This window comes from Streptomyces aureoversilis, assembly GCF_042657885.1.
Taxonomy (GTDB): Bacteria; Actinomycetota; Actinomycetes; order Streptomycetales; family Streptomycetaceae; genus Streptomyces; species Streptomyces aureoversilis.
In genome coordinates this window covers 81,422-103,414 of sequence record NZ_JBHSKJ010000013.1, presented here as the reverse complement: position 1 = coordinate 103,414, position 21,993 = coordinate 81,422, and the positions used below count along the sequence as shown (strand labels likewise).

General features: G+C 70.5%; 19 protein-coding genes. 1 reads left to right on the top strand and 18 read right to left on the bottom strand.

Annotated features, from left to right (window positions below):
* Nucleotides 1–100 precede the first annotated feature (100 nt).
* From ACFPP6_RS22845 to ACFPP6_RS22765, 17 genes are all read right to left on the bottom strand, one after another.
* Nucleotides 101–1,783, bottom strand: a complete 1,683-nt coding sequence (locus ACFPP6_RS22845) for an MDR family MFS transporter (protein WP_382045400.1) — start codon at nt 1,781–1,783, stop codon at nt 101–103.
* Nucleotides 1,784–1,862: 79 nt separating this feature from the next.
* Complete coding sequence (locus tag ACFPP6_RS22840) at nt 1,863–2,636, bottom strand: hypothetical protein (RefSeq protein ID WP_382045398.1); 774 nt, start codon at nt 2,634–2,636, stop codon at nt 1,863–1,865.
* A gap of 8 nt (nt 2,637–2,644) precedes the next feature.
* A complete protein-coding gene (locus ACFPP6_RS22835; RefSeq protein WP_382045395.1) occupies nt 2,645–3,493 on the bottom strand; it encodes a hypothetical protein in 849 nt (282 codons plus the stop codon).
* Between the two features lie 87 nt (nt 3,494–3,580).
* Nucleotides 3,581–4,819 (bottom strand): NlpC/P60 family protein, encoded by a 1,239-nt coding sequence (locus tag ACFPP6_RS22830; protein WP_382045392.1) that lies wholly within the window; start codon nt 4,817–4,819, stop codon nt 3,581–3,583.
* 4 nt (nt 4,820–4,823) lie between these two features.
* Nucleotides 4,824–5,618: a hypothetical protein gene (locus ACFPP6_RS22825; RefSeq protein ID WP_382045390.1), complete on the bottom strand. Its 795-nt coding sequence runs from the start codon at nt 5,616–5,618 to the stop codon at nt 4,824–4,826.
* Between the two features lie 12 nt (nt 5,619–5,630).
* Entirely contained in the window at nt 5,631–7,670 is a 2,040-nt protein-coding gene (locus tag ACFPP6_RS22820) for a hypothetical protein (protein WP_382045387.1), read from the bottom strand.
* Nucleotides 7,671–7,705: 35 nt separating this feature from the next.
* Entirely contained in the window at nt 7,706–8,290 is a 585-nt protein-coding gene (locus ACFPP6_RS22815; RefSeq protein WP_382045384.1) for a hypothetical protein, read from the bottom strand.
* Nucleotides 8,287–10,851 carry an ATP-binding protein gene (locus ACFPP6_RS22810; protein WP_382045381.1) on the bottom strand — a complete coding sequence of 855 codons (2,565 nt, stop codon included), beginning with the start codon at nt 10,849–10,851 and terminating at the stop codon, nt 8,287–8,289. The genes ACFPP6_RS22815 and ACFPP6_RS22810 overlap by 4 nt, the downstream gene beginning before the upstream one ends.
* 9 nt (nt 10,852–10,860) lie before the next feature.
* The gene (locus ACFPP6_RS22805) at nt 10,861–11,457 is read right to left on the bottom strand and encodes a hypothetical protein (RefSeq protein WP_382045378.1); all 597 of its coding nucleotides are present in this window, start codon (nt 11,455–11,457) and stop codon (nt 10,861–10,863) included.
* Nucleotides 11,454–11,687: a hypothetical protein gene (locus ACFPP6_RS22800; RefSeq protein WP_179081590.1), complete on the bottom strand. Its 234-nt coding sequence runs from the start codon at nt 11,685–11,687 to the stop codon at nt 11,454–11,456. Before ACFPP6_RS22800 ends, ACFPP6_RS22805 begins: the two co-directional genes overlap by 4 nt.
* Before the next feature lie 128 nt (nt 11,688–11,815).
* Nucleotides 11,816–13,084 carry a conjugal transfer protein gene (locus tag ACFPP6_RS22795; RefSeq protein ID WP_382045375.1) on the bottom strand — a complete coding sequence of 423 codons (1,269 nt, stop codon included), beginning with the start codon at nt 13,082–13,084 and terminating at the stop codon, nt 11,816–11,818.
* A gap of 188 nt (nt 13,085–13,272) precedes the next feature.
* Nucleotides 13,273–14,232: a hypothetical protein gene (locus tag ACFPP6_RS22790; RefSeq protein WP_382045373.1), complete on the bottom strand. Its 960-nt coding sequence runs from the start codon at nt 14,230–14,232 to the stop codon at nt 13,273–13,275.
* The gene (locus tag ACFPP6_RS22785; protein ID WP_382045370.1) at nt 14,229–14,723 is read right to left on the bottom strand and encodes a hypothetical protein; all 495 of its coding nucleotides are present in this window, start codon (nt 14,721–14,723) and stop codon (nt 14,229–14,231) included. The genes ACFPP6_RS22790 and ACFPP6_RS22785 overlap by 4 nt, the downstream gene beginning before the upstream one ends.
* Nucleotides 14,723–15,397, bottom strand: a complete 675-nt coding sequence (locus tag ACFPP6_RS22780; RefSeq protein ID WP_382045367.1) for a hypothetical protein — start codon at nt 15,395–15,397, stop codon at nt 14,723–14,725. Before ACFPP6_RS22780 ends, ACFPP6_RS22785 begins: the two co-directional genes overlap by 1 nt.
* Nucleotides 15,394–16,506 carry a hypothetical protein gene (locus ACFPP6_RS22775; protein WP_382045365.1) on the bottom strand — a complete coding sequence of 371 codons (1,113 nt, stop codon included), beginning with the start codon at nt 16,504–16,506 and terminating at the stop codon, nt 15,394–15,396. The genes ACFPP6_RS22780 and ACFPP6_RS22775 overlap by 4 nt, the downstream gene beginning before the upstream one ends.
* Before the next feature lie 15 nt (nt 16,507–16,521).
* On the bottom strand, nt 16,522–18,342 hold the full coding sequence (locus ACFPP6_RS22770) for a type IV secretory system conjugative DNA transfer family protein (RefSeq protein WP_382045362.1): 1,821 nt from the start codon (nt 18,340–18,342) through the stop codon (nt 16,522–16,524).
* 255 nt (nt 18,343–18,597) lie between these two features.
* Entirely contained in the window at nt 18,598–19,101 is a 504-nt protein-coding gene (locus ACFPP6_RS22765; RefSeq protein WP_058047451.1) for a cupin domain-containing protein, read from the bottom strand.
* Between the two features lie 386 nt (nt 19,102–19,487).
* Here ACFPP6_RS22765 and ACFPP6_RS22760 point away from each other — a divergent pair, with 386 nt between their 5' ends.
* Complete coding sequence (locus ACFPP6_RS22760; RefSeq protein ID WP_058047450.1) at nt 19,488–20,261, top strand: 2,3-dihydro-2,3-dihydroxybenzoate dehydrogenase; 774 nt, start codon at nt 19,488–19,490, stop codon at nt 20,259–20,261.
* A gap of 202 nt (nt 20,262–20,463) precedes the next feature.
* Here the strand turns inward: ACFPP6_RS22760 and ACFPP6_RS22755 are convergent, their stop codons facing one another.
* Complete coding sequence (locus tag ACFPP6_RS22755; protein WP_382045357.1) at nt 20,464–21,990, bottom strand: MFS transporter; 1,527 nt, start codon at nt 21,988–21,990, stop codon at nt 20,464–20,466.
* Nucleotides 21,991–21,993 lie beyond the last annotated feature (3 nt).

The following is a 21,993-nucleotide window of genomic DNA, read 5'->3' as shown; positions in this document are numbered from 1 at the left end:
CCCCGCCCCCGCCGGCGACGGCGACTGATGACTGATGACTGATTGCGAGCAGGGGCCCGGGTCGGTGACCCGGGCCCCTGCTCGCATTGCTGCACGCGCGTCACTGATGTGCCGCGACCTTCTTCGGCGAAGGAGCCGGGGAAGCCGACGGGGCCGAGGGAGCCGTTGCGGCATCGGCCTCCGGGCGGCGGTCCCTGGGGATGAGGGCCAGGACCAGGCCCAGGGCCAGCAGGAAGCCGCTCACCACGTAGACCGTCTGCATGGCCTGGGCCATGCCCTCCAGGAAGGGGTGGGCCAGGCGGGCGTCGGCGTGGGCGAGGAAGGAGCTGTCGTCCAGGGAGACGGCGCCGTTGCGGCCGGCGAGCAGGGTCTGGTTGGCGGGCTGGGACGTCACGGACGGGTCGGCGAGGGCCGCCTTGAAGCCCGGGTCGGAGGCGGCGTCGGCGTAGGCGTCGGAGATCCGGCCGCCCACCGAGCCGAAGAAGAGCGAGAAGAAGACGCTGATGCCGACGGTGCCGCCGATGGAGCGGAAGAAGGCGAAGGAACCGACGCCGGCGCCCATGTACTGCGGTTCCAGGCCCCGCTGGATGGCGACCAGCATGACCTGCCAGCACACGCCGATGCCGATGCCCATGACGGCGGCGGCGACCGCGGCCTGCCACAGGGCGGTGTCGGCGCCGAGCGTCGCGAACCAGAACGTGCCGGCCATGATGAGCACGATGCCGGTGAGCATGGCGCCCTTGAAACGGCCCGTACGCGTGACGTAGGCGCTGCACAGCCGCCCGGCGACGATGATGCCGAAGGTCTGCGGGAGCATCATCAGGCCCGCCTGGGTCGGCGAGAGGCCCTTGACGATCTGGAGGTAGAGCGGGAGGACGGCGAGCGAGCCGAAGACGGCGGCGCCGACGATCGTGTTGACGGCGTTGTAGAGGGTGAAGACGGGGCTGCGGAACATGGGGGTGGGGAGCAGGGCGGCACCACCGGCCCGCCGCTGTGCCATCACGAACAGCACGAGCCCCACGGCTCCCACGCCGAACAGTCCCAGCGTGCCGGCCGAGCCCCAGCCCCACTTCGGCCCTTCCTCGACGGCGAAGAGCACGGGCACCAGGAAGAGGACGAGCGTGATGACCCCGGCGATGTCCGGCTTGTCCTTGGAGCGGTCGTTCTGGACGCGCACCTGGCTGAGGACGATCAGGACGGTGGCGATGCCGATCGGCACGTTGATGAAGAAGGCCCAGCGCCAGCCGGCGGCACCGGCGAAGCTGTCCAGCCCGGCGAAGAACCCGCCGACGACCGGTCCGACCACGGCCGAGACGCCGAAGACGGCACCGAACCAGGCCTGGTAGCGGCTGCGTTCGGCCGGCGGCAGCAGGTCGGCCAGGATGGCGAACGCGAGGCTCATCAGGCCGCCCGCACCGAGCCCCTGGATGCCCCGGAAGACCGACAGCATCACCATGGACTGGGCGAGCCCGCACAGCACCGAGCCGACGACGAAGACCGCCACGGCGATGACGTAGAGCGGCCGGCGTCCGTAGATGTCGGAGAGCTTGCCGTAGAGGGCCGTGGTGATCACTGAGGTGATCATGTACGAGGTGTTGGCCCAGGCCTGCTGCGAGAGGCCGTTGAGGTCGTCGGCGATGGTGCGCAGCGCCGCGGAGATGATGGTCTGGTCGAGCGCCGACATGAACAGGCCGAGCATCAGGCCGGCCATGACCAGTCTCATACGGCGCCGGTCGATCACCGGGGCGCCCGGGGAACCCGGAGCAGCAGCTGTGTCCGTCATCGTCGTTCCATCCATCCCTTGGCGTGAGGCGATGACTCAAGGATGGAATCTCAAGCAAGCTTGAGGTCAAGACGAACGATCAGCTCTCTTTCCCTGCGTCTCCTGCGTCTCCTTCCTCGCCTTCCCCTCCTTCTTCCTCCTGGTCCTCGTACGGGGCCTCCTCCATCAGCCGCTCGGCGATGTCGTCCACCCAGGCCTCGGCCCAGCGCAGCAGCTCGGCGCGGTCGGTGTCGTCGAGCCCGTAGGCCGCGAACTCGGAGTCGGCGATCCATTCGGCGCCGGCGAGCCGGGCCTGGAGGTCGGTGAGGTCGAAGGCGGCGGCGCCCGTGCCGGCGTGCCGGCGGCCGAGTTCCTCCAGCTCGACGTGCGACCGGTCGGCCGAAGCGGCCCGCACGTCGACGAGGTCCCGGGCGAGCCCGAGGTCCGCGAGGTCGCGCACGGCCATGCCGACCACGTCCTCGACGGCGGGCACGGGCCCGTACGGACCGAGCACCGGCGGCCGCCACAGGGTCTCCTTGCGCAGGGCGACGGCGCAGTGCTCACCGGTCTCGGCGTCGGTGACGACGAGCCGGGCCTCGTCGAGCGGTTCGGCCTGCCAGCCGCGCTCCCGCAACCCGTTGCAGAGGCCGGAGACGAGCTCGGCCACGGCGTCCGGGGCCTCGGTGACCAGCTCCAGGCCGGTGTCCCTGCGGACGGCCCCCGGTTCGAGGAGACCGTGCGCCTCCCGGGCGTAGGAACCACTGAGGACGAGCGGATACGCGGAACCCGCCGCCATCACGTCCGGCAGCAGACGCCGGTGCAGTCCGTGCGGACCGCTTTCGTACGAGCCGGGCGGCGGTGTGGGCGGCAGCATGATCGCGATTATTCCGGAAGGACGCCTTCGACCAGGTCGGATACGCGCTGCAGCTCCGGCTGGATCTCGTCGGCCTCGGCCCGGTCGACGGCGGCGAGCCGCCACCACACGGCACGCGCGTTGCGCAGGACGCGGCGGGTCTCGTCGGCGGGGGCCTGGGCGTTGTGGCGGCGCTCGGCCGTCCGCAGATGCAGCCGCATGATCGCGGCCCAGTCCTCCTGCAGCAGCAGCGCGAGCCAGGCCCGCGTCCCCAGCACGCCGACGGTGTGCGGGTGCAACGGCCCGAACTCCTTGTCGAGCACCCCTTCCAGCTCCCGCGCGGCGAGCGCTGCCCCGACCAGATCCCCGCGCAACTCGGCAGCGACGATCCGCCCGAAGCGCTCGGTGTGGTGCGGGGGGAGGGAGGTGGACCAGCCGGGGGCGGGCGCGGGCGCGGGCGCGGGGGCCGGCGGGGCGGGCACCGCGGGAGGGGCCTGGAGGGGCGGGGGTACGGGTGCGGGCACCGGCGCCACAGGAGCCGGAGCAGGCACAGGAGCCGGCGCCGGGACCGGCGCAGGCGGCGTCGGGACCGGCGCAGGCGGCGGCGTCGGGTGCGGCCCCGGCATCGGCGTCACCGCCCCGTCGTGGTCGACGATCAGCGGCCAGACCGAGCCGTCGGGCTCCTTGGCGATGATGCGTATGGGGTGGCCGCGCTGAGCAGCCCGCACCCGTATGTCCGCGAGCGCGGACGTACGCCCGTCCTGTCCGGGCAACGGCTCGACCGGTTCCCCCTCGATCGTCGCTTCACCCGCTGCGCCGATCACGATGGTGTAGACGGGAGTCAGGGGGACCGAGTCGAGGTCCGTCACAACAGGCATGGTCAATCCTTACGTACCGCCGCCGTCAGCAGGCCAACGGGGCCGCGGCGCGCATATGCCGCGGTCCCGGGGTAATGATGACCCGGATCACCCGCCATTGGGGTAGTAGGGGGGCGACCAGCCCAGATAGATCGCGCCCCACTTGGACTCGATGTCGGTCGCGGGGACGATCGAAATCTCGCCCGGGGTCACGATGTCATTGGACGCGACCTTTCCGTCGCCGACGTAGATGGCGACGTGACCGGCCCGGTGATGGGTGTCCCAGAACATGAGCGCCCCGGGCGGCGGGTTGCGGTCCTTGTCGTGGCGCATGTCCTTCGGCATCACGTCCGTGTAGTGGTCGATGGCGTAGTTCGTGCCGGAGAAGTTCCAGCCGTAGGCGATCGACGTGAAGGCAAGGCACTTCTGGTACCAGTCCGGGCGGCGGCTGTCGGCTTCCCTCTTGGCCCACGCGATCGCGTCCTCCGTCGAGCGGCGGTTCTTCACGTTGGCGGGCCAGTTCGCCTTGCCGTCGTGGAAGGGCTCGCCGGGCTTGCCGGGGGTGTTGCTGCCGCCCGACGTGTTGCAGCTGTCCGGGCTCTTCTTGCCGGGCTTCTTGTCGCCCTTGTCGCCGCCGTTCGAGCCGCTGTCGCCACGGTTGTTCCTGCCGCCCGACTGGCCGGGGTGGTTCTCCCCCGACCGCTCGAGGTCGATGCCCGCCTCCTTCGCGATGCTCCGCGCCTGGGCCTCCTTGGGCCCGTAGGCGTCGGGGAAGCCGGAGCGCTGCACCTTCTGGGCGGCGTCGTTGAGCGACATGTTCTCCCAGGCGACGTCGACCAGCCCCGGCGGGTCGCCGCTGTCGCCGCCGAAGAGGAACATGTGAGACGAGTATTTGGGGTCCAGGATCTGCGCCCTGGTACCCCAGCCGGACGACGGTCGCTGCTGGAAGATGCCGAGGGAGTCCCTGTCGCCGTAGTCGATGTTCGACAACTGCGACTCCGCGAGCCCCGTCATCAGGGCGATGAGCGTGGCCCGGCCCGGCAGCTTCCCGTCCTTGGCGACCTGGTCGATGATCTTCGCGTTCGCGACCTGCTCCTCGCGCAGCTTCTTGCTCGCGCCGCCCGAGGTGTCACCGGTCTGCCCGTTGCCGGACGGGCCGTCGTTGCCGGGCGATCCGGGCTTGGAGCAGCCGGCGGCGACGGCCGAGGGGCCGCCGCCGATTCCGGCCAGCATCCCCACGATCAGCAGGAGCCCCATGAGCATGCCCATCGCGGGGAGCCCGAGCTTGAAGGCGAGCCCCTTGCGCAGCCCGCCCGAGGCCAGGGCGAGGGCCTGACGTGAAACCACTCGCTCAGACCCCCAGGACCCGGGCCACGCGCCAGCCGTCGGAGGTGAGCATGATCTCCGTCAGGTACACCCGCGTCTCGGTGTACTTCCGGTAGCCCTGGACCGTGAGGTCGACGCTGACCTTGCGCCAGACGCGCACCGGCGTGTCCGCCTGCTTGCGCACGCGGTCGTCGTCGGCGGGGCCGACCGTCACCTTGTCCACCTTCGAGACACCGCCGTTGGAGACGAGCTCGGCCCACGCCTTGTCGTCGAACTGCTTCAGGTTCACCACCAGCGCGTCGGTCATCCACGGCGCGGCCCGGTCGACGGAAGCGGTGTGCGTCTTGTCGACCAGGGGGTTGCGCGTGAGGTAGGCGCGGGCCCAGCCTTCGGCCGACTTCTCCGGCTTGCTGAGGTCGGCCTTCACGGACGGCGAGGGCTGCGGCGCTCGAGGCGCGGCGGGGGCCGAGGACGCCGCCGTGTCCGGCGCGTCCATGGTCCGGTTCTTGGCGGTGTCCCCCGCGTGCCCCACCGTCGACGGCGCGCCCGTGCGGTCCGGCCACCAGTGCGTCACTGCCGCACCGATGGCGAGGATGCAGACCATCACCAGGATCGCCCCGCCCGCCGTGATCGGCTCACGGCGGCGCTCGTCCGCCAAGCGGCGCTTGTACTCCTCACGCTGCTCCTGCCGGTACGCCTTGCGGGCCTTCCGGCGGACGCGTCGCTTGCCGACCTTCTCGATCTCCTCGGGGTAGTCGTATTCCGCCTTGAGCAGCTCCCGCCACTCGGAGGACGGGCGCTCGTTCTGTTTCTTGCTCACCTGTCCTCCTCCTTACCGACGGCCGCGGGGTGCAGGAGGCCGCACTGAGGTGCGCCGCCTCGGCTGAGATGCGCCCTGGCCGGCAGCGGATGCCCCGTTGCGGGCCGCCGCCTTGCGGGCTTCCGCCACGCGTCGCTGCGCTCCACCGCTGCCCGCCTTGGGGGCGTTCCGGAACCCGCCGTCGCCACCTCCGGCCTCACCGCGTGCGGCAGAGGCCTGACTGCGTGCGGCAGAGGTCGCGGCGCGTGCTGCCCGGGCAGGGATGCCCTTCTTGTCATCGGGCCGGCGTTCGTCTCGGCCTGTCCGGGCCTGGGCAGCTGCCGAAACGCTCTGCAACTCGCCCACACGGAGCGAGCGGCTGTTCAACTCGCCCGGACGGCCCGAGCGGCTGACCCGCAGGGGCGCGGAGCTGCCCGTCTTCGCCGCGCGACTGGCGGCAGTTACCTGAGCGGACGTGTTGGGCCCGCCCGGGTCACCACCGCTGACGTATTTCGCCCGCCTCGGGGAGCCCTTCGCGACGCCCACAGCGTCCATGTCGGCGTTTCTGTCACTGAGCTGCTTGACGGCTTGCGCCATCCGGAAGGGCCGCTGGATGAAGCGTTCGTCGGCAGCGCCAGCGGCCTTCTTGCCCGCCCAGGCGAGGCCTGCTCCGGTCTTCTTGGTACCCCACGAGGCCCCCTTGCCGACCCCCTTGCCCGTGAACTTGCCAGCCCCCCAGGCGGCGCCTCCGACGCCCTTCGCGACTGCGCCACTGGCTCGCTGGGCGAGCCGCATGGCACCGGCGTTGAAGGACGAATTGGTCGCGCCGGTCACGCCGACGATGCTCTCCATGATCCCGCGGAACTTGAACGCCACGATCGCGGAGGTGATGCTCACACCCGCCGAGGCGAACCAGCCGTAGGAACCGACCAGAGACACGCTCGCCGTGTTCAGAACGAGCACGCATCCCAGCACCATCGTGCTGACGAACGACTGCAGCGTGAACCCGAGGAGGGTGTCGAACCAGCGGACGCCCCACTGGCGCGGCCTGCCGGGAATGACCCACAGGCACGCGAAGACGACGCCGGCCAGCAGCAGCATCAACGCACCGATCAGCGATGCGAGGGAGGCGAAGGCCAGCGCCACGGCGAGGATGGCGAACAGCCCCGCACAGACGGCCGAGGCCATGGTGACCATGACGCGGGCGTGGCCCATGTGGCCCTGACGGTACTTGACCGCCTCGTCACCGACATTGCCCGAGCTGACGTTGGACTTCAGCCATTCCTCGCGCTTGTCGTCGTCCGCCGGCAGGTCCAGCAGGTCCTTGCCGTGCTCCTTGCAGACGTTCATGTTGCCGAACTCGGCGACACACCAGGGAGTGACGACATAGGACCGCCAGATCGCGTCGGCGGACTTGCGCAGCATGTTGTCCTGCTGGTTCCCGCCGTACGTCGGCTTGTCGCCGATGTCGATGGGCTCCTTGCTCTCGTCCCCCATGCCGGCCGACGCGGCTTGCATGGCCGTGTTGCTGCCGATGGTGCGGATGGAGTCGATGCCCTCGATCCACACCTTGGGCGTGGTCAGCAAGGAGATGGACAGGATCGCTGTCGCCGCCACCCAGCCCAATTGGCTGATGGACGAGCCGTTTCTTCGATGGTTCGCGTACGCGATCAGCGCGCCGACGGCCATCGCCGAAGGGAGCAAGGTCGTCGACACCGTGCCCGCCGCTCCCGAGATGGCGTGCGCGATGGAGTCCTCGAGTTTGTCGATGGACGTGAACTTGAACGTCCATTGCACGACGACGATCGCCGCCAGGGCCAGCACGACGGTCAGACCCATGAAGATGACGGCGACGAACTGGAGCGCCCAGTCCCCGAACTCGTCCCAGCCCAGCTGGACGTCGAGGTCGTAGAGCATGGGGTTGCCGTACTGCTCGTACAGCGTGCCGGCACCGGAATACGAGGACTTCGGTGCCGGGAGGAGCGCACCGATACCGGCCGGCTTGTACTTGTCGAACTTGTCGTCGGCCGCGGCCGCGGACGCCGTCACCATCAGGGTGGTGACGGCGCCCACGAGCGGGACGGCCAGATTACGGAGCCGCGGAATCCTCAATGCGACCTCATCAGGGCGCTGAACACCGGGCTGGAGTGCTTCATCTCCGAGTCGTAGACGTCTTCGTCCTGGTCCACCAGCCAGGTTCCCTTGACCTTCACCATGCGCAGGGCGGTCCGTTGATAACTGGTGCGTCCGCCCGGCTTGGACTCCTCGGTGACCATGACGCCGGTACCGGCCGGGTGGTCGCCGATCGGCGGCACGTCGACCGGGTCGCCCGTGACGCTGAAGGAGGCCTCTTCCACTGTTCTACGGACGTCGCCGTCCAGCGGCTTGAGGAATTTCACGCAAGCCTCGTGCGACGAGCCGCGCAGGCTCCTGCCCTGCTCCGTCATCATTCGGCAGGACACGTCACCGTCGTGAAGGGACGTCGCCTTCTGATAGGCGACCGCCACCTCCAGCATCTTCGCCCGGTCCTTCTTCGCCGCCTCCCGGTACTCCTGCGCCTGCCGCTCCGCGGCCGACCCCGGCTTCTCGCCGGGCTTGTCGCCCTCCTTGCCCTTGGAGGACGACGAGCACCCCGCGATCACCAGTACCGCCGCAGCCGTCGTCGCGGCCACCGCCGCTACCCGCCCCTTCACGCGTTCGCCTCCTGGTATTCGGGCTTGCTCATGGACACCGGGCTCTCGCCCGTACCGCTGCCGCTGTCCGCCTTCGGCGTCGTGTTGAGCAGCTGGAGCATCTCCACCGAGGGCACGTCGAACTGGACCGTCGCGCTGCTGAACCGGCGGTCGCGCATGATGCAGTGCCCGTGCCGGATCTCCTGCGTCACGTCGACGCCGATGGCCTGGATCAGCTGGCGCGTGTGGGGGCCCTTCGGCAGGTCGAGCAGGGCCGCCATGGCGTCCTGCTGTTCGCCCGTCGTCAGCTGGAAGCCGAAGACCGTCGTCATCTGCTCGACGAGACCCGTGAGGCTCGCCAGCGACTCCGGGTCCTGGGTGTCGACGACGAGCGCGGTGTGCAGCGCTCGGCCGACTCGGGCGATGTACTGGAGGAACGAGCTGCCCTCGCGCGTGGCCGTGAGGACGTGCACCTCGGGCACGGCGACGACCTTGCGCAGACCGCGCAGGTCCTTACGGCCGGCCATGCTGATGCCGTAGGCGAGCAGCGAGTGGACGAGCGCCACCGACAGGCGCTGGTGGACGGACCAGTCGTCGCGGGCGTCGTCGGGCGACGGCAGGGTGATGCCGGGGACCTGGACGACCCAGATGCCGGGCGACGGGGTGATCAGCGACGACCCCACGGGCTTGCCCATGAAGGGTGCGCCCAGGCCCGTCAGCGACAGCTCGTAGAGCGCGTCGCCCGTCTCGCGCGTCAGCTCGTCGGGCGACTGCCGCAGCCGCTCGATGACCTTCCACGTCGCCGGGTCGCCCTCGGCGATGCACTCGTTGACGGCGCTCTGGATCGGCGTCTCCGCGCCGCGCATGCGCAGGTGCTGCGGCAGCGCGATGCCCAGCTGCGCCGGGACCTCGGTCTGGGCGCGCTCGGCGCTCTCGCCGCTGAGCAGGGTGAAGAGGTCGGCGACGCCCGCGAACTGCGAGCCCGTCTCGATCAGGTGGGCGTTGAGCCCGTAGCGCTGGCCGGCCGAGACCAGGCCGCCCATGTCGCCCTTGAAGTCCAGGGCCAGCACGAAGGAGCCGCGGAAGCCGGAGTCCAGCAGGGACAGCATCATCGCGGTCGTCTTGCCGCGGCCGCTTCGGCCGATGAAGGCCGTGGTCGTCGCGTCACCACGCTCGGAGCCGCCGGTGAGGTCGTTGCGGACGACACCCGGGGTCGAGCCGGTCAGGTAGCCGATCACCGGGCCGGTGTCGTCACCGACCGAGGCGCCGCCCCAGAACCAGGAGCCGGCGAAGGCGCCGACCGTACGGGTGTGCATCAGGTCCGGCACGCGCAGCATGTCGCCGGGCTGGGCCTCCAGCCACAGCTCGCGCTGCTCCTCGGCCGCGACGCTGACCTCGATGCCGACACCGCCGTAGAAGCCGATGACGGCGTCGCAGCGGCTGCGCAGGTCCTCGAGCGAAACGTCACTGCTGACGATCAGGCGCGGATGGTCCTCCAGCAGCGTGACGTCCTCGCGCTTCATGTCGCGCGAGAGGGACGTCATCGTCTCCTCGGTCTCCTCGATCTCCTGCGCGGTCTCACCGGCGGAGTGCTTGGCGGCGCTCTGCCGCTGTTCCTTCGCCAGGCGGCGGATCTCGTCGATCTGCTTGAGGGCGTCGCGCTTGTGGAGGACCTTGAAGCGGACGGACGGCTCGGGGTTGACCGGCAGGGCCGAGATGTCCCCGACCTCGTCGTCGTCCATGAGCTCGGGAACGTACGTGATCTCCGCGACGGATCTCAGCCACTCGCCCGGCCCCGGCGACTCCATCTCCTCCGGGAAGCCGTCCATCGTGAGGACCGCGCTCCAGCCGACCGTCTCCCCGCGCTGGTCCAGGATCCGGACGTGATCGGGGTAGGGCAGCACGCGGCCGCGCGTGAGCTGGGCGAGCTTGGCGCCCGAGATCATGCCCTGCTCGTCGGGGGCAGGCAGCGGAGTGCCGCGGCGCTGCTCGCGGGCGATCATCCAGGCCAGCAACTCCACCGTGGCCGGCTGCGCCTTCCACGGCGTCGTCTCCAGCTGGCGGCCGAGGCGCCGGGTGAGGGCGTCGAGCCTGGCGAGCTCCTTCTGCGACACCGAGGTCGAGCCGATGCCCAGCGCGTCCTGGACGCCCCGGCTGCCGCGCGCCTTGGCCTGGTTGGCCCGCTCGGATATCCGTACGCCGAGCAGGAGCATGCGCGTGGGGAGCTCCAGCTCCTCCAGGCGGCTGACGCGCAGGTCGGCCCAGGCTCCGTAGTTGCCCGCCGAGAACAGGGTCTCCGCCTCGGTCCGGTAGTCCTCGGCGTTCAGCGGGGACCAGAGGATCTTCAGGTGGCAGTCGTAGCCGGCCAGGGTACGGGCCAGGGCACTGCTCGCCTGGTCCTGCTCGGCGTCCCGGGCCGCCTCCGACATCAGGTCGGTGTTGGAGCTTCCCAGCAGGTACCACGCCTCGGCGTGGGTCTCCGTGATGACCAGCCCGTCCGCCAGCCCCACGTAGCGGGGCGGCGGGGCCGAGCGGTCTCCGTCGACGCCGAGAAAGCGGGCGATGCCCTTCATGATCTTCATCGCGTACCTTTACGTACCTTTCCGGCCTTTGCGGCCGCCGCCCGGTGCGCCCGGTGCCTTCTGGGACGAGTGGTTGCGCGACCTCGCGCGGTAGACGTGGTCCGGCCCGTACAGCCGGGGACGGACGTCGAGCGTCACGGCACGGCCGGACATCCGCTTGGGCTCCTCGTTGCCCAGGAGGCCCTCCAGCGCGCCCATGCCGGGGAGGGCCAGGACGTCCTCGGACTTCTCTCCCAGGCGCGCCCGCAGCGGGAGCCACTCGGACCGGTCGGCCGCCCGGCGCCCGCCGTTGATGACCGGGCGGTGACCTACCGTCAGGTACCGGATGGTCAGGGCCCACTGGGTCAGGTTCCAGCGCCGCTCATTGCGCCGCGACCGCTGGGATCCGTAGAACGTGATGAGGGCCGGGGGCGCGAAGTAGAGGGTGAAGAAGATCTGCGAGGGCCAGCCGAAGATCAGGAAGAGCCCGCCCATCCAGACCGCGTAGACGACGGCACCCGTGACGAGGACCCGTCGTGACGGGCCCTCGCCGAGGTCCAGACCGAGCAGCTCGTGCTGCCGGGTCTCCAGGTCGAAGTGGCGGGTGAAGGTGTGCCCAACCCTCATGCGCCCGCCACTTTGGTCCAGATCGCCGTGAGCATGCCCTTGGTGCTGTCCGACGCGTAGACGAAACCGGCCACGACGACGCCCGCCATGAAGTGCGCGAGCAGCTCGCCCCACTCGCGCTTCGCGTAGTGGCCGATCGCCCGGACCGCCAGCACGATCAGGAAGATGTTTCCGGCAACGGCGATGACCCAGGACTTGAGTTCCTCACCATTGGACAGCGCGATTTCCATCGTTTCCCCTAGCTTGAGATAAGACGTGCGATAAGGCGTGAAATAAGAACGGAGGGATCCGGGCACCGGCGCCGGACGGGGTGCCGGAACAGGTCAGGGATTCGGGACGGGTCAGGGATTCGGCACGGTCACGAGGACATCCCGCCGTGGATCTCCGCGACCTGCCAGCGCTCGGCTTTCGCCGAGGCGACCCGGGTCAGCTTCACCCGGTACGTCTGCTCGAGTTCGGCGCCGCCGATCTGCCACGTGACGGTGGCGATGCCGGTACGGTCGCCTCCGCTGCCTTCCTCGACCGACCAGCTGCGCAGCGAGCCGAGGGTCACCCCCGGCGGCAGGGCCGCCACGGAGGCACCGGGCGCGGCGACGGACTCGGCCTCGCCCGTGCCGTACTTGGTGAAGAACTCCTCGACCACGCTGCGGGTCTTCTCGCTGAAGTCGTTGTCGGCGGTCTTCACGGTGAGCGCGGGAACGGTGGGGCCGCTCTGCGGCACGCCCACCATGCCGGGCTGGCCGGTGACGACGATCCGGCCGGACGTGTAGATGACGGGGATGTCCAGACCCAGCCAGCGGGGGCCGGTGACCTGGCGGGGGTCGTTGGTCCTGTCGCCCGGCTTCGGGTCGTCCTTCTTCGGGTCGTCCTTCTTGTCCTTGGACTTGTCCTTGTCCGCCGACTTGCTCTTGTCGTCGGAGGCGGGACCGTTCACCAGGACGTCGACCCGCACCCGGGCCCGCTTGTCCTTCTCCTCGGAGACGGGACCGGGCTGGGCCACCAGGACCTCCTGCTTGCCCTTGGTGTTCCAGCCCGCCGTGGGATCCATCCCCTTGGCCAGATCATGCGTGAGCGCTTCGGCGCGGGCCTTCGGGTCGGCCTCGTCCCAGGTCAGGTAGGAGCGCGCGAAGCGGGCGGCGACGGCCTGGGCCTCCTGCACGGGGTAGGTCGGTCCGTTGCTGACCTGGACCGGGCCGTCCTTATGGGGCTCCGGCGCCCAGAACCAGGAGCGGATGCCGGTGATCGCGGCCAGCGCGACGACGGCCCAGAGCGCGCCGCGGCCGACCTTGACCAGGAACTGGGCGCCGCTCTTCTCGTCCTCGATCTGCCAGGGGACGTCGCGCTCCTGCTTGCCCTGCGCACCACCGGCGGACGCGGCCTGCTGCTGGGCGCGGGCCGACTCGGGCGTCTGCGCCTGGAGGCGGGCGGCGGCGTCGGTCCACTGCTGGAGGGCCGCGGGGGGCGGGGTCGCCGGGGCGGCCGACTGCTGCTGCGGAGCAGCCGGGGACGCTGCAGCCTGCCGGCCCGGTGCACCGGCCGGCGGGGTCGCCGCAGTCTTGTCGCTCTTATCGCTCCGCGGCTCCGGCAGATTCAGAATCCGCCGCATGACCGTCTTGAACGTGCTCAACCCTGGTGACCCTTCCCCCGTGCTAGGCCTGAGTGGCTGGACAGTACTTGGCCTATTTCTGATCGTCAAACAGCTTGATTTGAACAGAAGCTGTTGGGATCTGAACAACTATGGAACGGTGACCGCACCCCGAATTCCCGACATTGCGGGCGGTTCGGGGTGAGAGGTCATCCGCTACGTGGCCCACCTCACCTGACCAGGGGGCCGCGGCTCTGCGACTGGGACGGCACCGGGTCGATTCGGGGTGCCGCCGTCTTTTGCCGGGGTTCTTCCGCGGTCTGCTTTGTAGCCAACCTGTTGCGCAGGCCCTGGGTTTCTCCCAGCCCGGGTCCGTCGAGTCCGAGGGCCGCACGCTCGGCCATGGCCTTGGCCTCGGCTTTGGCCTGGGCCTTGACGACGTTCTCGGCGAGCTTCTCCGCTTCCTTCTGCCGGATCAGCTCCACGTGCTCCCGGGGAACATCGGGATCGAGCTTGGCCCAGATCTTCTGCTCGCCGATCCTCTCCTGGCCGGGCGGGACCTTGACGTTCTTGTACCGCTCGTTCTGCAGGTGATTGGCGGCGTCCAGGTAGGACTTCGCCAGCCTCTTGTCGCCCGCCGCGAGCTCCTTGATCTCGTTACCGCGGGAGATCTCGTAGAGCTCGTGATTCTCCATCTTGGCTTTGAAGCTGTCCGGAGTGTGGAACTGCAGCTCGAACTTCTCTTCCGACTGCGTGTGCTGCCAGGTGGTATTCACACCCTTGTACACCGGGTCCTGCCAGGTGTTCTTCTCGGCAGTGGGCTCGTACCCGGACTCACGGAGCCGTTCGTACGTCTGCTCCACGCCTTCGGTGTAGGAATCCGGCTCGAAGGTCAGGGTGTACCGATTGAGGTCGTTGACCTTACGCGCCGTCTTCTCGACCGGAATATCCTGCTCTTCGAGCGCGGTCGCGGCCTTACGCCGGAACGAGTCCACGTCCTTGAGGGAATATTCCAGGCCTTCGAGCTTGCCGCCGTGCGACTGCGCCGTCTCCTCCTGGACGCCCTTCATCATGGCGTCCATGCGGTCCCGCGCGGCAGCAGCCCGCTCCCACCGCTCGGTGACGACACGATTCTGTTCCGGGCTGAGCGTGTAGCCCTCGCCCTCCCAGGCCCCCGTTTGACCGCTCACAGCTCAGTGGCCCCCGTCACTCCGTGAATCTCCTGCAGCAGCTCCTCGGCCCGCTCCGCGCTCACTGCCTCCAGATGGGGAGGGTTGGAAGTGCGCAGGTCACGGGAGTCGGCGACCGCACTCGTGGGGCCCCAGATCCCCTTCGACCCGCGGTAGGACTCGTCCAGCTCCTGCTCCGGGCTGCTCCGGCGCCGGACGACCGTGGTGGGCGGCTCGCCTTCCTGCCAGTCCTGCTCGTCGGCATAGAGCGCCCAGTAGTGCACCCAGCCCTGCCGGTCGGCCTCCAGCGCGGCGGCCCGCTCCACCGTCACGGGATGCAGCTCGTCGACCGGCGGGTGCGTCCTGACGGTGCTGTCCTTGAGGTCGTGCCACTGCCAGTCCAGAAGCGACAGGTACTCCCACTGCTCGCCGGCGCGGCGCCACAACCCGTCCGGGCGTTCCACGGTGTACCCGGCGGGCACCTCGGCGAAGTATTCGTACTGCTCACTCATCACTTGCTTCCCTTCGCAGGAATATCGCTGTACCGCCGGCTCTGAACGACCTTCGCCGCGTCCTCGTCGGACTCGGCCGTGTTCTCCGGTTCCTCGCCCAGGGGCCGGAGCCGGCTGGAGCGGTACAGATCGTAGAGAAGGTGGTTCTCCGTCTTCACCCGGTAACTGTCGGGCGTGTGGAAGGCGATCTCGAACTTCGCCGTGCCGTCGGGCCGTTGCCACACCGCGCGGAATCCCTTGTGGACGGGATCCTCCCAGGTGTTCTGCTCCGAACCGGGGACGATGACGTAGCCGCGCTCGTGCAGCAGGGCGTACGTGTGGCGGACGCCTTCGGTGTACGACTTCACGTCGAAGACCAGGGTGTAGCGGTTGAGGTCCTGGACCTTGCGGACGACCGTTTCCAGGGGGACGCGGTCGTCCAGTTCCATGGCGGCCTTGCGGCGGAAGGCCTTGAGGCCCTTCAGGCGGTGCAGTTTGCCTTCCAGTTTCGCGCCGTGGGAGTCCGCCAGGGCCTGCTGGACGCCTTCCATCACCGCGTCCAGGCCCTTGTGGGCCGCCCTCGCCGCCTCCCAGCGGGCCGTCACCACGCCGTTCTGTTCGGCCGTGAGTTCCAGGCGGCGGCCCGGCTCCGTGGCGTCGTCCTTCCAGGCCGCGACGGCCTTGTTCGTCGTCACAGCTCCGTCGCTCCCTTCGCGCCGTGCAGTTCGGTCAGCATTCGCTCCGCCTTCGCCGCGTCGATCTCCACCAGGTGCGGCGGGTTCGAGGGGCGGGCGTCGAAGAAGTCGTGGACGGCCTGCGTCGGGCCCCACTCGTTCCAGGTCTTGTACGCCTCGTCGTAGATGCGCTCCGGGCTGCGGCGCCGGCGCACCACCGACACCGGCGGCTCCCCGGCCCGGTACGCGGTCTCGTCCGCGTACCGCGCCCAGTAGCGGACCCAGCCCTGCCGGTCCGCCTGCAGCTCCCCGGCGCGGTCGGCCGTCACGGGGTGGCGCGCAGCCTCCGGCGGCGGGATCCGGACGGCGGTCTCCGCCGCCTTGTGCCACTGCCAGTCCAGCAGCGACAGGTACTCCCAGTCCTCGTCGCGGCCCGCCGCGCACCGCCACAGGCTCGACGGGCGCTCCGCCGGATGGTCCGGTGCCGTCTTCACGAAGTAGTCGTACTTCGCCTGCTCCAGGCGGCGCCTCTCCGCCTCCGCCTCCGCCATGCGCTTCTTCAGCGCCGTCCCGTCCGTCGGCCGGCCCGGGCGGTCCGGGGAGTGGTCGTCCTCGCACTCGCTGAACATGTAGTGCTGCCGGATGCGCTCGATCGTCGGCCACAGCCACATCTGGTGCCAGTACGCGAGGTCGCTGCCCTCGCGCGACGGGTCGGCGTCGGCCTCCGTGGCTGCGCGCCAGGACGCGTGCAGAGCGGCCAGTTCCTCCGTGACGCCGCCGTGCAGCGGCCAGCACGGCCAGATGCGCAGGTGCAGCTGCGGCGCGTAGTGCCGGCCGAGCCAGTCCAGCCAGTCGGAGAGGCGGCGCCAGTCGTCCTCTGTGGCGCGCAGTGACCACGGGAGATGGTCGTCACCGGGCGCGGCCGACGGCGAGGGCGCGGCCGCCGTCGCCGCCTCCACCGCGTGCAGCCGGTCGATGACCTCCCCCACGACCTCCGTGACCTCGGCCTGGTTCGCCTTGATCCCCGTCGCGAAGTTCTTGACCGCCGCCTCGAACTGGGTGCGCCACTCCCGGAGGGTCTCCACCTCCTCGCGGAGGGCCTTCAGTTCTTCCCGCAGCTGCTCTTCCACGTCTTCCCGCTCCTCTTACGCGCCCGTTCCCGCGCTCTCCAGCGGCGGCGGCCCGATCCGCGACGCCCTCGTCGCGTGCTCGCCCGCCCGCAGCGCCGCCCCGTCCCGTCGCTGGTCCCACGGCAGTAGCTCGGCGATGACGCCCGGCGCGCCGCGGAAGAGCAGGAGCGCCCGGCCGTGCGGCAGCTGGCGGATCTCCTCGGGGCGGAGGATGCGGCGTTCGCGCTCGACCTCGTTGGTGCCGTAGCCGAAGAGGCGCTGGGTGTCGCGCGACTTCGAGAGTTCGACGAGCTCGGCCTCGCCGACCAGCTCGGAGAAGCGGCGCAGCGCCTCGACGTCCTTCAGGCCGCCCATGACGAGGGTGGCCGCCGCGTTGTCGAGGAGCGTGTCGGCCTCGTGCTGTCCCCACCGGAGCACGGCCTGGGCCAGGGACTGCAGGGCGTAGACGATGTGGATGCCGTAGCCGCGGGCGTCGGAGGCCAGCGACGGCAGCTTCGGCAGCGGGGCCACGTTGGCGACCTCGTCCAGGACGAGGCGCAGGAACGGGTCCAGCCGGCCCGAGGGCAGCCGCGGCGCCCGGCGCTTTGCCGCGTCGACGACCTCGCCCAGCAGCATCGTCGTCAGCGGCGAGACGTTCGTCGAGGCGTTGGAGTCGCTGATGAGGACCAGAGTGTCGCGGGAGGCGACGAACGCGTCCGGGTCGAAGGTCGGCACGCCCGGCTGCGGGGTGACGCAGCGCAGCACCTTGCGCAGGGCGAGAGGTTCGATCTGGGCGGCGAGGGTCTGCCGCGTCGAGGCGACGGTCTCGTCGGCGCCGGTCGACACGGAGCGCAGCAGGACGTCCCAGCCGGGTTCGGCGTTGGGGTGGTCGGTGAGGATGGCCCGCGGTTCGCTGGCCTTCTCCAGGTTGGTGGCCCAGCGCATGACGTGCTCGATGGTCTTGCCTTCGAGGGCCGCGGCGTGGAGGAGCCTCGTCAGCGCGGACGACGCCGTCTGCTGGAAGAAGCTGCCGTTGCTGGAGGAGCTGTCGTCCGCGCCCATGCCGACGGAGAACGACAGGGCGCGCGACGTGGCGGTCTCGCCCTCCTGGCACCCGGCCACCGGGTCCCAGACCATCTTGTGCGGCCAGCCGACGGTGTCGAGCGGGTCGAAGACCCACACCCGGCCCATGCGCGAGCGCGGTTCGGCGATGACGTCGAGGACGTCGGCTCGGGTGGAGGTGACGACGAGCGGGCCCGGCGCGTCCAGGCACGCGGGGATGACCACGTTGCGCGACTTGCCGCCGCCGGAGGGGGCGATGACCGCGACCGAGTCCTCCGGCGTGGCCACCAGCGGCTGTCCGGTGCGGACCTGCGTGCCGAGCATCCACCCGACCTCGTGCAGCTCCGCACGCGCGGCGGCCTTGGGGTCGAACTTGCCGTCCTTGCCGGTGAACGACGTCGCACGCGTCATCTTGGCGGCCTTGCGGGCGCGCTTCTCGCCGAGCATGTCGCGGGCCTCGGTCGCGGAGGCGAGACCCTCGCCGCCCGCGCCCCGGACACGGCGCTCCCGGGCCCGTACGGTCAGCATGACGATCGCGATCGGACCGAGGAGGAAGGCCAGCCAGACCGCGACGGTGACATCGGCCGACGCCGGCACGATGCCGTCGCCCAGGCCGGTCAGCGGTTCGTGCGCCGCGAGGGCACCCGCCGTGGCCAGGACGTTCGACAGGGCCATGTTCTCGGCCGTGGCCCAGACGGCCAGGTGCCAGCTGACGACGACGGCGACGAGCACCGCCGATGCCTTGACGAGGGCGATCTCACCCTTGGGTCCGCCGCTCTCGTACTTGCGTCCCACTTTGCGCGCCGCTGCCACGCCGTGGACCCCCGTCCCTTGCTTGATGTGATCTCTTCAGATCGCTGCGACGTTAACACCTCTGTGCGACAGGTCAGGCGTTCGAGGCGGGGGGTGGGGGAGTACGCAGCGAAGGTGTTACGCAAGGGGGCCGAGGAGGGCTCAGAGGTCCCCGAGGGTGCAGGGGTTCCCGAGGTGCAGGGGTCGCCGAGGTACAGGGGTCGCCGAGGTACAGGGGTCGCCGAGGTCGCCGACCGGTTACGCCGCAGCGCGGTGCGCGCGCCAGACCGGGCTGTCCACGTAGTGGTTGTCGTAGCGCTCGGCCGACTCCTTGATCTCCTCGACGCTCGCCTCGCCCCGGGCCACGCGGTCCAGCAGGCGGTAGTAGTCGAAGCGGCCCATGCCCGGCGTGAAGACGACCAGGGCGTCGGCGGAGCGGCCGGCCGCCGGGGCGAAGGCGTGGGGCATGCCGGGCGGCACGGCGAGGAAGTCGTTCTTCTCCAGCGTCACGACGGTCTCCCCCGTCAGCACCTCCAGCGCGCCGTCGAGGACGAAGAAGAACTCGGTGGCACGAGTGTGGAAGTGGGCCGGGGCGCCGGCCGTGCCCTCGGCGAGCGTGGCGCGGTTGCTGGTGAACGCACCGCCGGTGGTGTCCGAGTCCGCGAGGAGGGTGATCAGGGAGCCGGGGGCGTCGCTGAGGACGGTGGCCTCGGCGGCGCGGACGAGGACGGGGGCGGTGGCGGGGCTCTGGGACTCGGACACGGGGGGCTCCTCTGAAGTGCGGTGATGCGGTGCGTCGTTCGTTCTGAAGATCAATCTACGGGGCCGAGTGTCCAGGGCTGTGGTGCACTTTGCGCGCGAAATCGTGGGCCAATCGAGGGAGGCCGCCGGCCTCCGCCTCCGCCCCGCGCCGGCCCGCGGCGCCCGCCCGTGCGGGCACGCGGCCCCCGCCCGTGCTGGCTGTGGCGCCCGCCCACGCAGGGCCGTACCCCCGCCCTCGCCCGCACCGCCAATTCGCAATGACCACCGGCACTTTATGGAACCGCTCCGTCACCTGACGGAGTGAGAAAACCTCGCTTCACCTGCCACCCAGTTTTGCCGAGAATTGTTCACGGACGTGCCATGAACTCCCGGGTATGGAGGTTTCGATGGAAGGAAAAGTCGCTCTCGTCACCGGGGCGGCAGGCGGAATAGGAGAATCGGTCGTCCGCACGCTGGCAGAGAAGGGAGTCGCCGTAGCGGCGGTCGACAAGGACGAGGTCCGGCTGCGGGCCTGCGTCGAAAAGCTCACCGCGGACGGCCTGCTGGTGGAGGCATTCCCCGGGGACGTCACCTCCAGCCCGGAAGTGGAGGCGGTCGTCGACGCGGTCGAGCGCCGCCTCGGACCGCTGGACTACCTGGTCAACGCGGCCGGCGTGCTCCGGCTCTCCGAAGCGCGCCGGCTGACGGACGAGGACTGGAAGTTCACCTTCGCCGTCAATACCAGCGGCGTCTTCTTCGTCTCCCGCGCCGTCGTCAACCGCATGGTGCCGCGCGGCCGGGGAGCGGTGGTGACGGTCGCCTCGAACGCGGCCGGCACGGCGCGGGTGGAGATGGCGGCCTATTCGGCGTCCAAGGCCGCGGCCACGATGTTCACCAAGTGCATGGGACTGGAGGTCGCCAAACACGGGATCCGCTGCAATCTGGTGGCGCCCGGCTCGACCGAGACACCGATGCTCAGTGATATGTGGAAGGACGGGGACGCGGCCCGCAAGGCGTCGATCGAAGGCGTCGCGAGTTCGTACCGCGTGGGAATTCCGCTACGGAAACTGGCCCGCCCGGAGAATGTCGCCCAGGCGGTGGTGTTCCTGCTGTCCGACGCGGCGTCCCACATCACGATGCACGACCTGACGGTGGACGGGGGTGCGGCGCTGGGTGTCTGAACGGCACGCCCTCGAACCTTCGAGCGCCGTGCGGGCGGTTCGCCCGTACGGCGCTCGACTCGTATGTACGGCTCCTGAAAAACCGTGCCCGGATCCGGCCCCGGATCCGGCCCCGGGCACGGCAATGCGCACGCGCACGCAGACACGTCTGCCGCGACGGCCGATCGCCGTCGCGGCAGAAGAAGGCGGACGGGCCCCGGCGCTAGACGCCCCCGCTCCGGGCAGCCCCCACCACAGCCTCCGGCGGCACCTCACTGTGGACGGTTTCCGCACCGGCAGATGCAGAACCACCCCCGCTCCGCGCACCCCGCGCCCCGCGAGGCGACCGCAGCAGCACCGCCGACACCACCGCACTGGCCGCGAATGCCGCCGCCGCGATCAGCAGCGCGAAGGCGTACCCGGAGCTCGTCGCCGAGCCGATGCCCTCCCCCGCGTCCCGCAAGCTGCTCGCGTGGGCCGTGGCCAGGGAGACGAGGACGGCCAGGCCGACCGTGGGGCCGACCTCCATCGCCGTGTTGACGACGCCGCCGGCGAGCCCGGAGCGCTCGTCCTCGACGTCCTCCACCGCGACGACGGTCGACCCGGAGAAGACACACGCGATGCCCACGGGGAAGACGATGAGGCCGGCGAGCAGCGTGCCCGCGTAGGCGCTGTCCGCGCCCAGCTGCCCGATCAGCACCAGCCCGGCGGCCGAGACGAGCAGCCCGCCCACCGTGACCGCACGGCCCCCGAAGCGCCCGATCAGCCGCCCGGCCAGCATCCCGGTGACGACCTGCGCCGCGCTGAAGGGCAGGAAGGCCGCGGACGTCAGCAGCGGGGAGGCGTTGCGCACCTCCTGGAAGTACAGGGACAGCAGGAAGAAGATCGTCGACATTCCGGCCGAGCCGATGAAGACGGCCCACAGGGCCGTGGCCCGGTGCCGCCGCGCCAGGAACCCCAGGGGCACCAGCGGGTGCGACACCCGCAGCTCGACCGCCACGAACGCGGCGAGCAGCAGCACCCCGGCCGTGATCGGCCCCCACACGACGCCCGCGCCCCAAGGCCGCTCGCCCGCCTCCACGAGCCCGTAGCTCATGACGGTCAGCCCGGCCGTGACCAGCACCGCGCCCGGCACGTCCAGCCGCACCCGCACCGGATCCGGCCCCGCGGGCAGCACCCGCCGCGCCGCGGCCACGGCGAGCAGCGACACCGCCACGGGCACCACGAACGACCACCGCCACGACACCCACGTCGAGACCGTCCCGGACAGCAGCATCCCCGCCGTCGCCCCGAAGCCGGCCAGCCCGCCCCACACCGCGAGCGCCCGCGCGTGCCGGGCCTCTTCGGGGTAGAGGGAGCGGACGAGGGACATGGCGGCGGGTGCCGCGAGCGCCGCCCCGACGCCCTGCACGAAGCGGCCACCGAGGAGGAAGGCGAAGCCGGGGCCGAGCCCCGCGGCCGCGGAGGCCAGCCCGAAGACGGCGGCCCCGGCCACCAGCGCCCGGCGCCGCCCCATGAGATCCGCCAGCCGCCCGCCCAGCATCAGCAGGCCGCTGAACGACAGCCCGTACGCGGCGCTGACCAGCGTCAGCTGCGCACCGGACAACCCGAGGTCGTGCTGGATCGCCGGCAGTGCCGGCGACAGCATCGTGATGGCCAGGATCAGAACGACCTGCACGGCGCCCAGCAGGGCGAAACCGCGTCCGGTGCGCGCGACCGCGCCCGGAGCCGGTGCGTAACCGGAGGACATGGC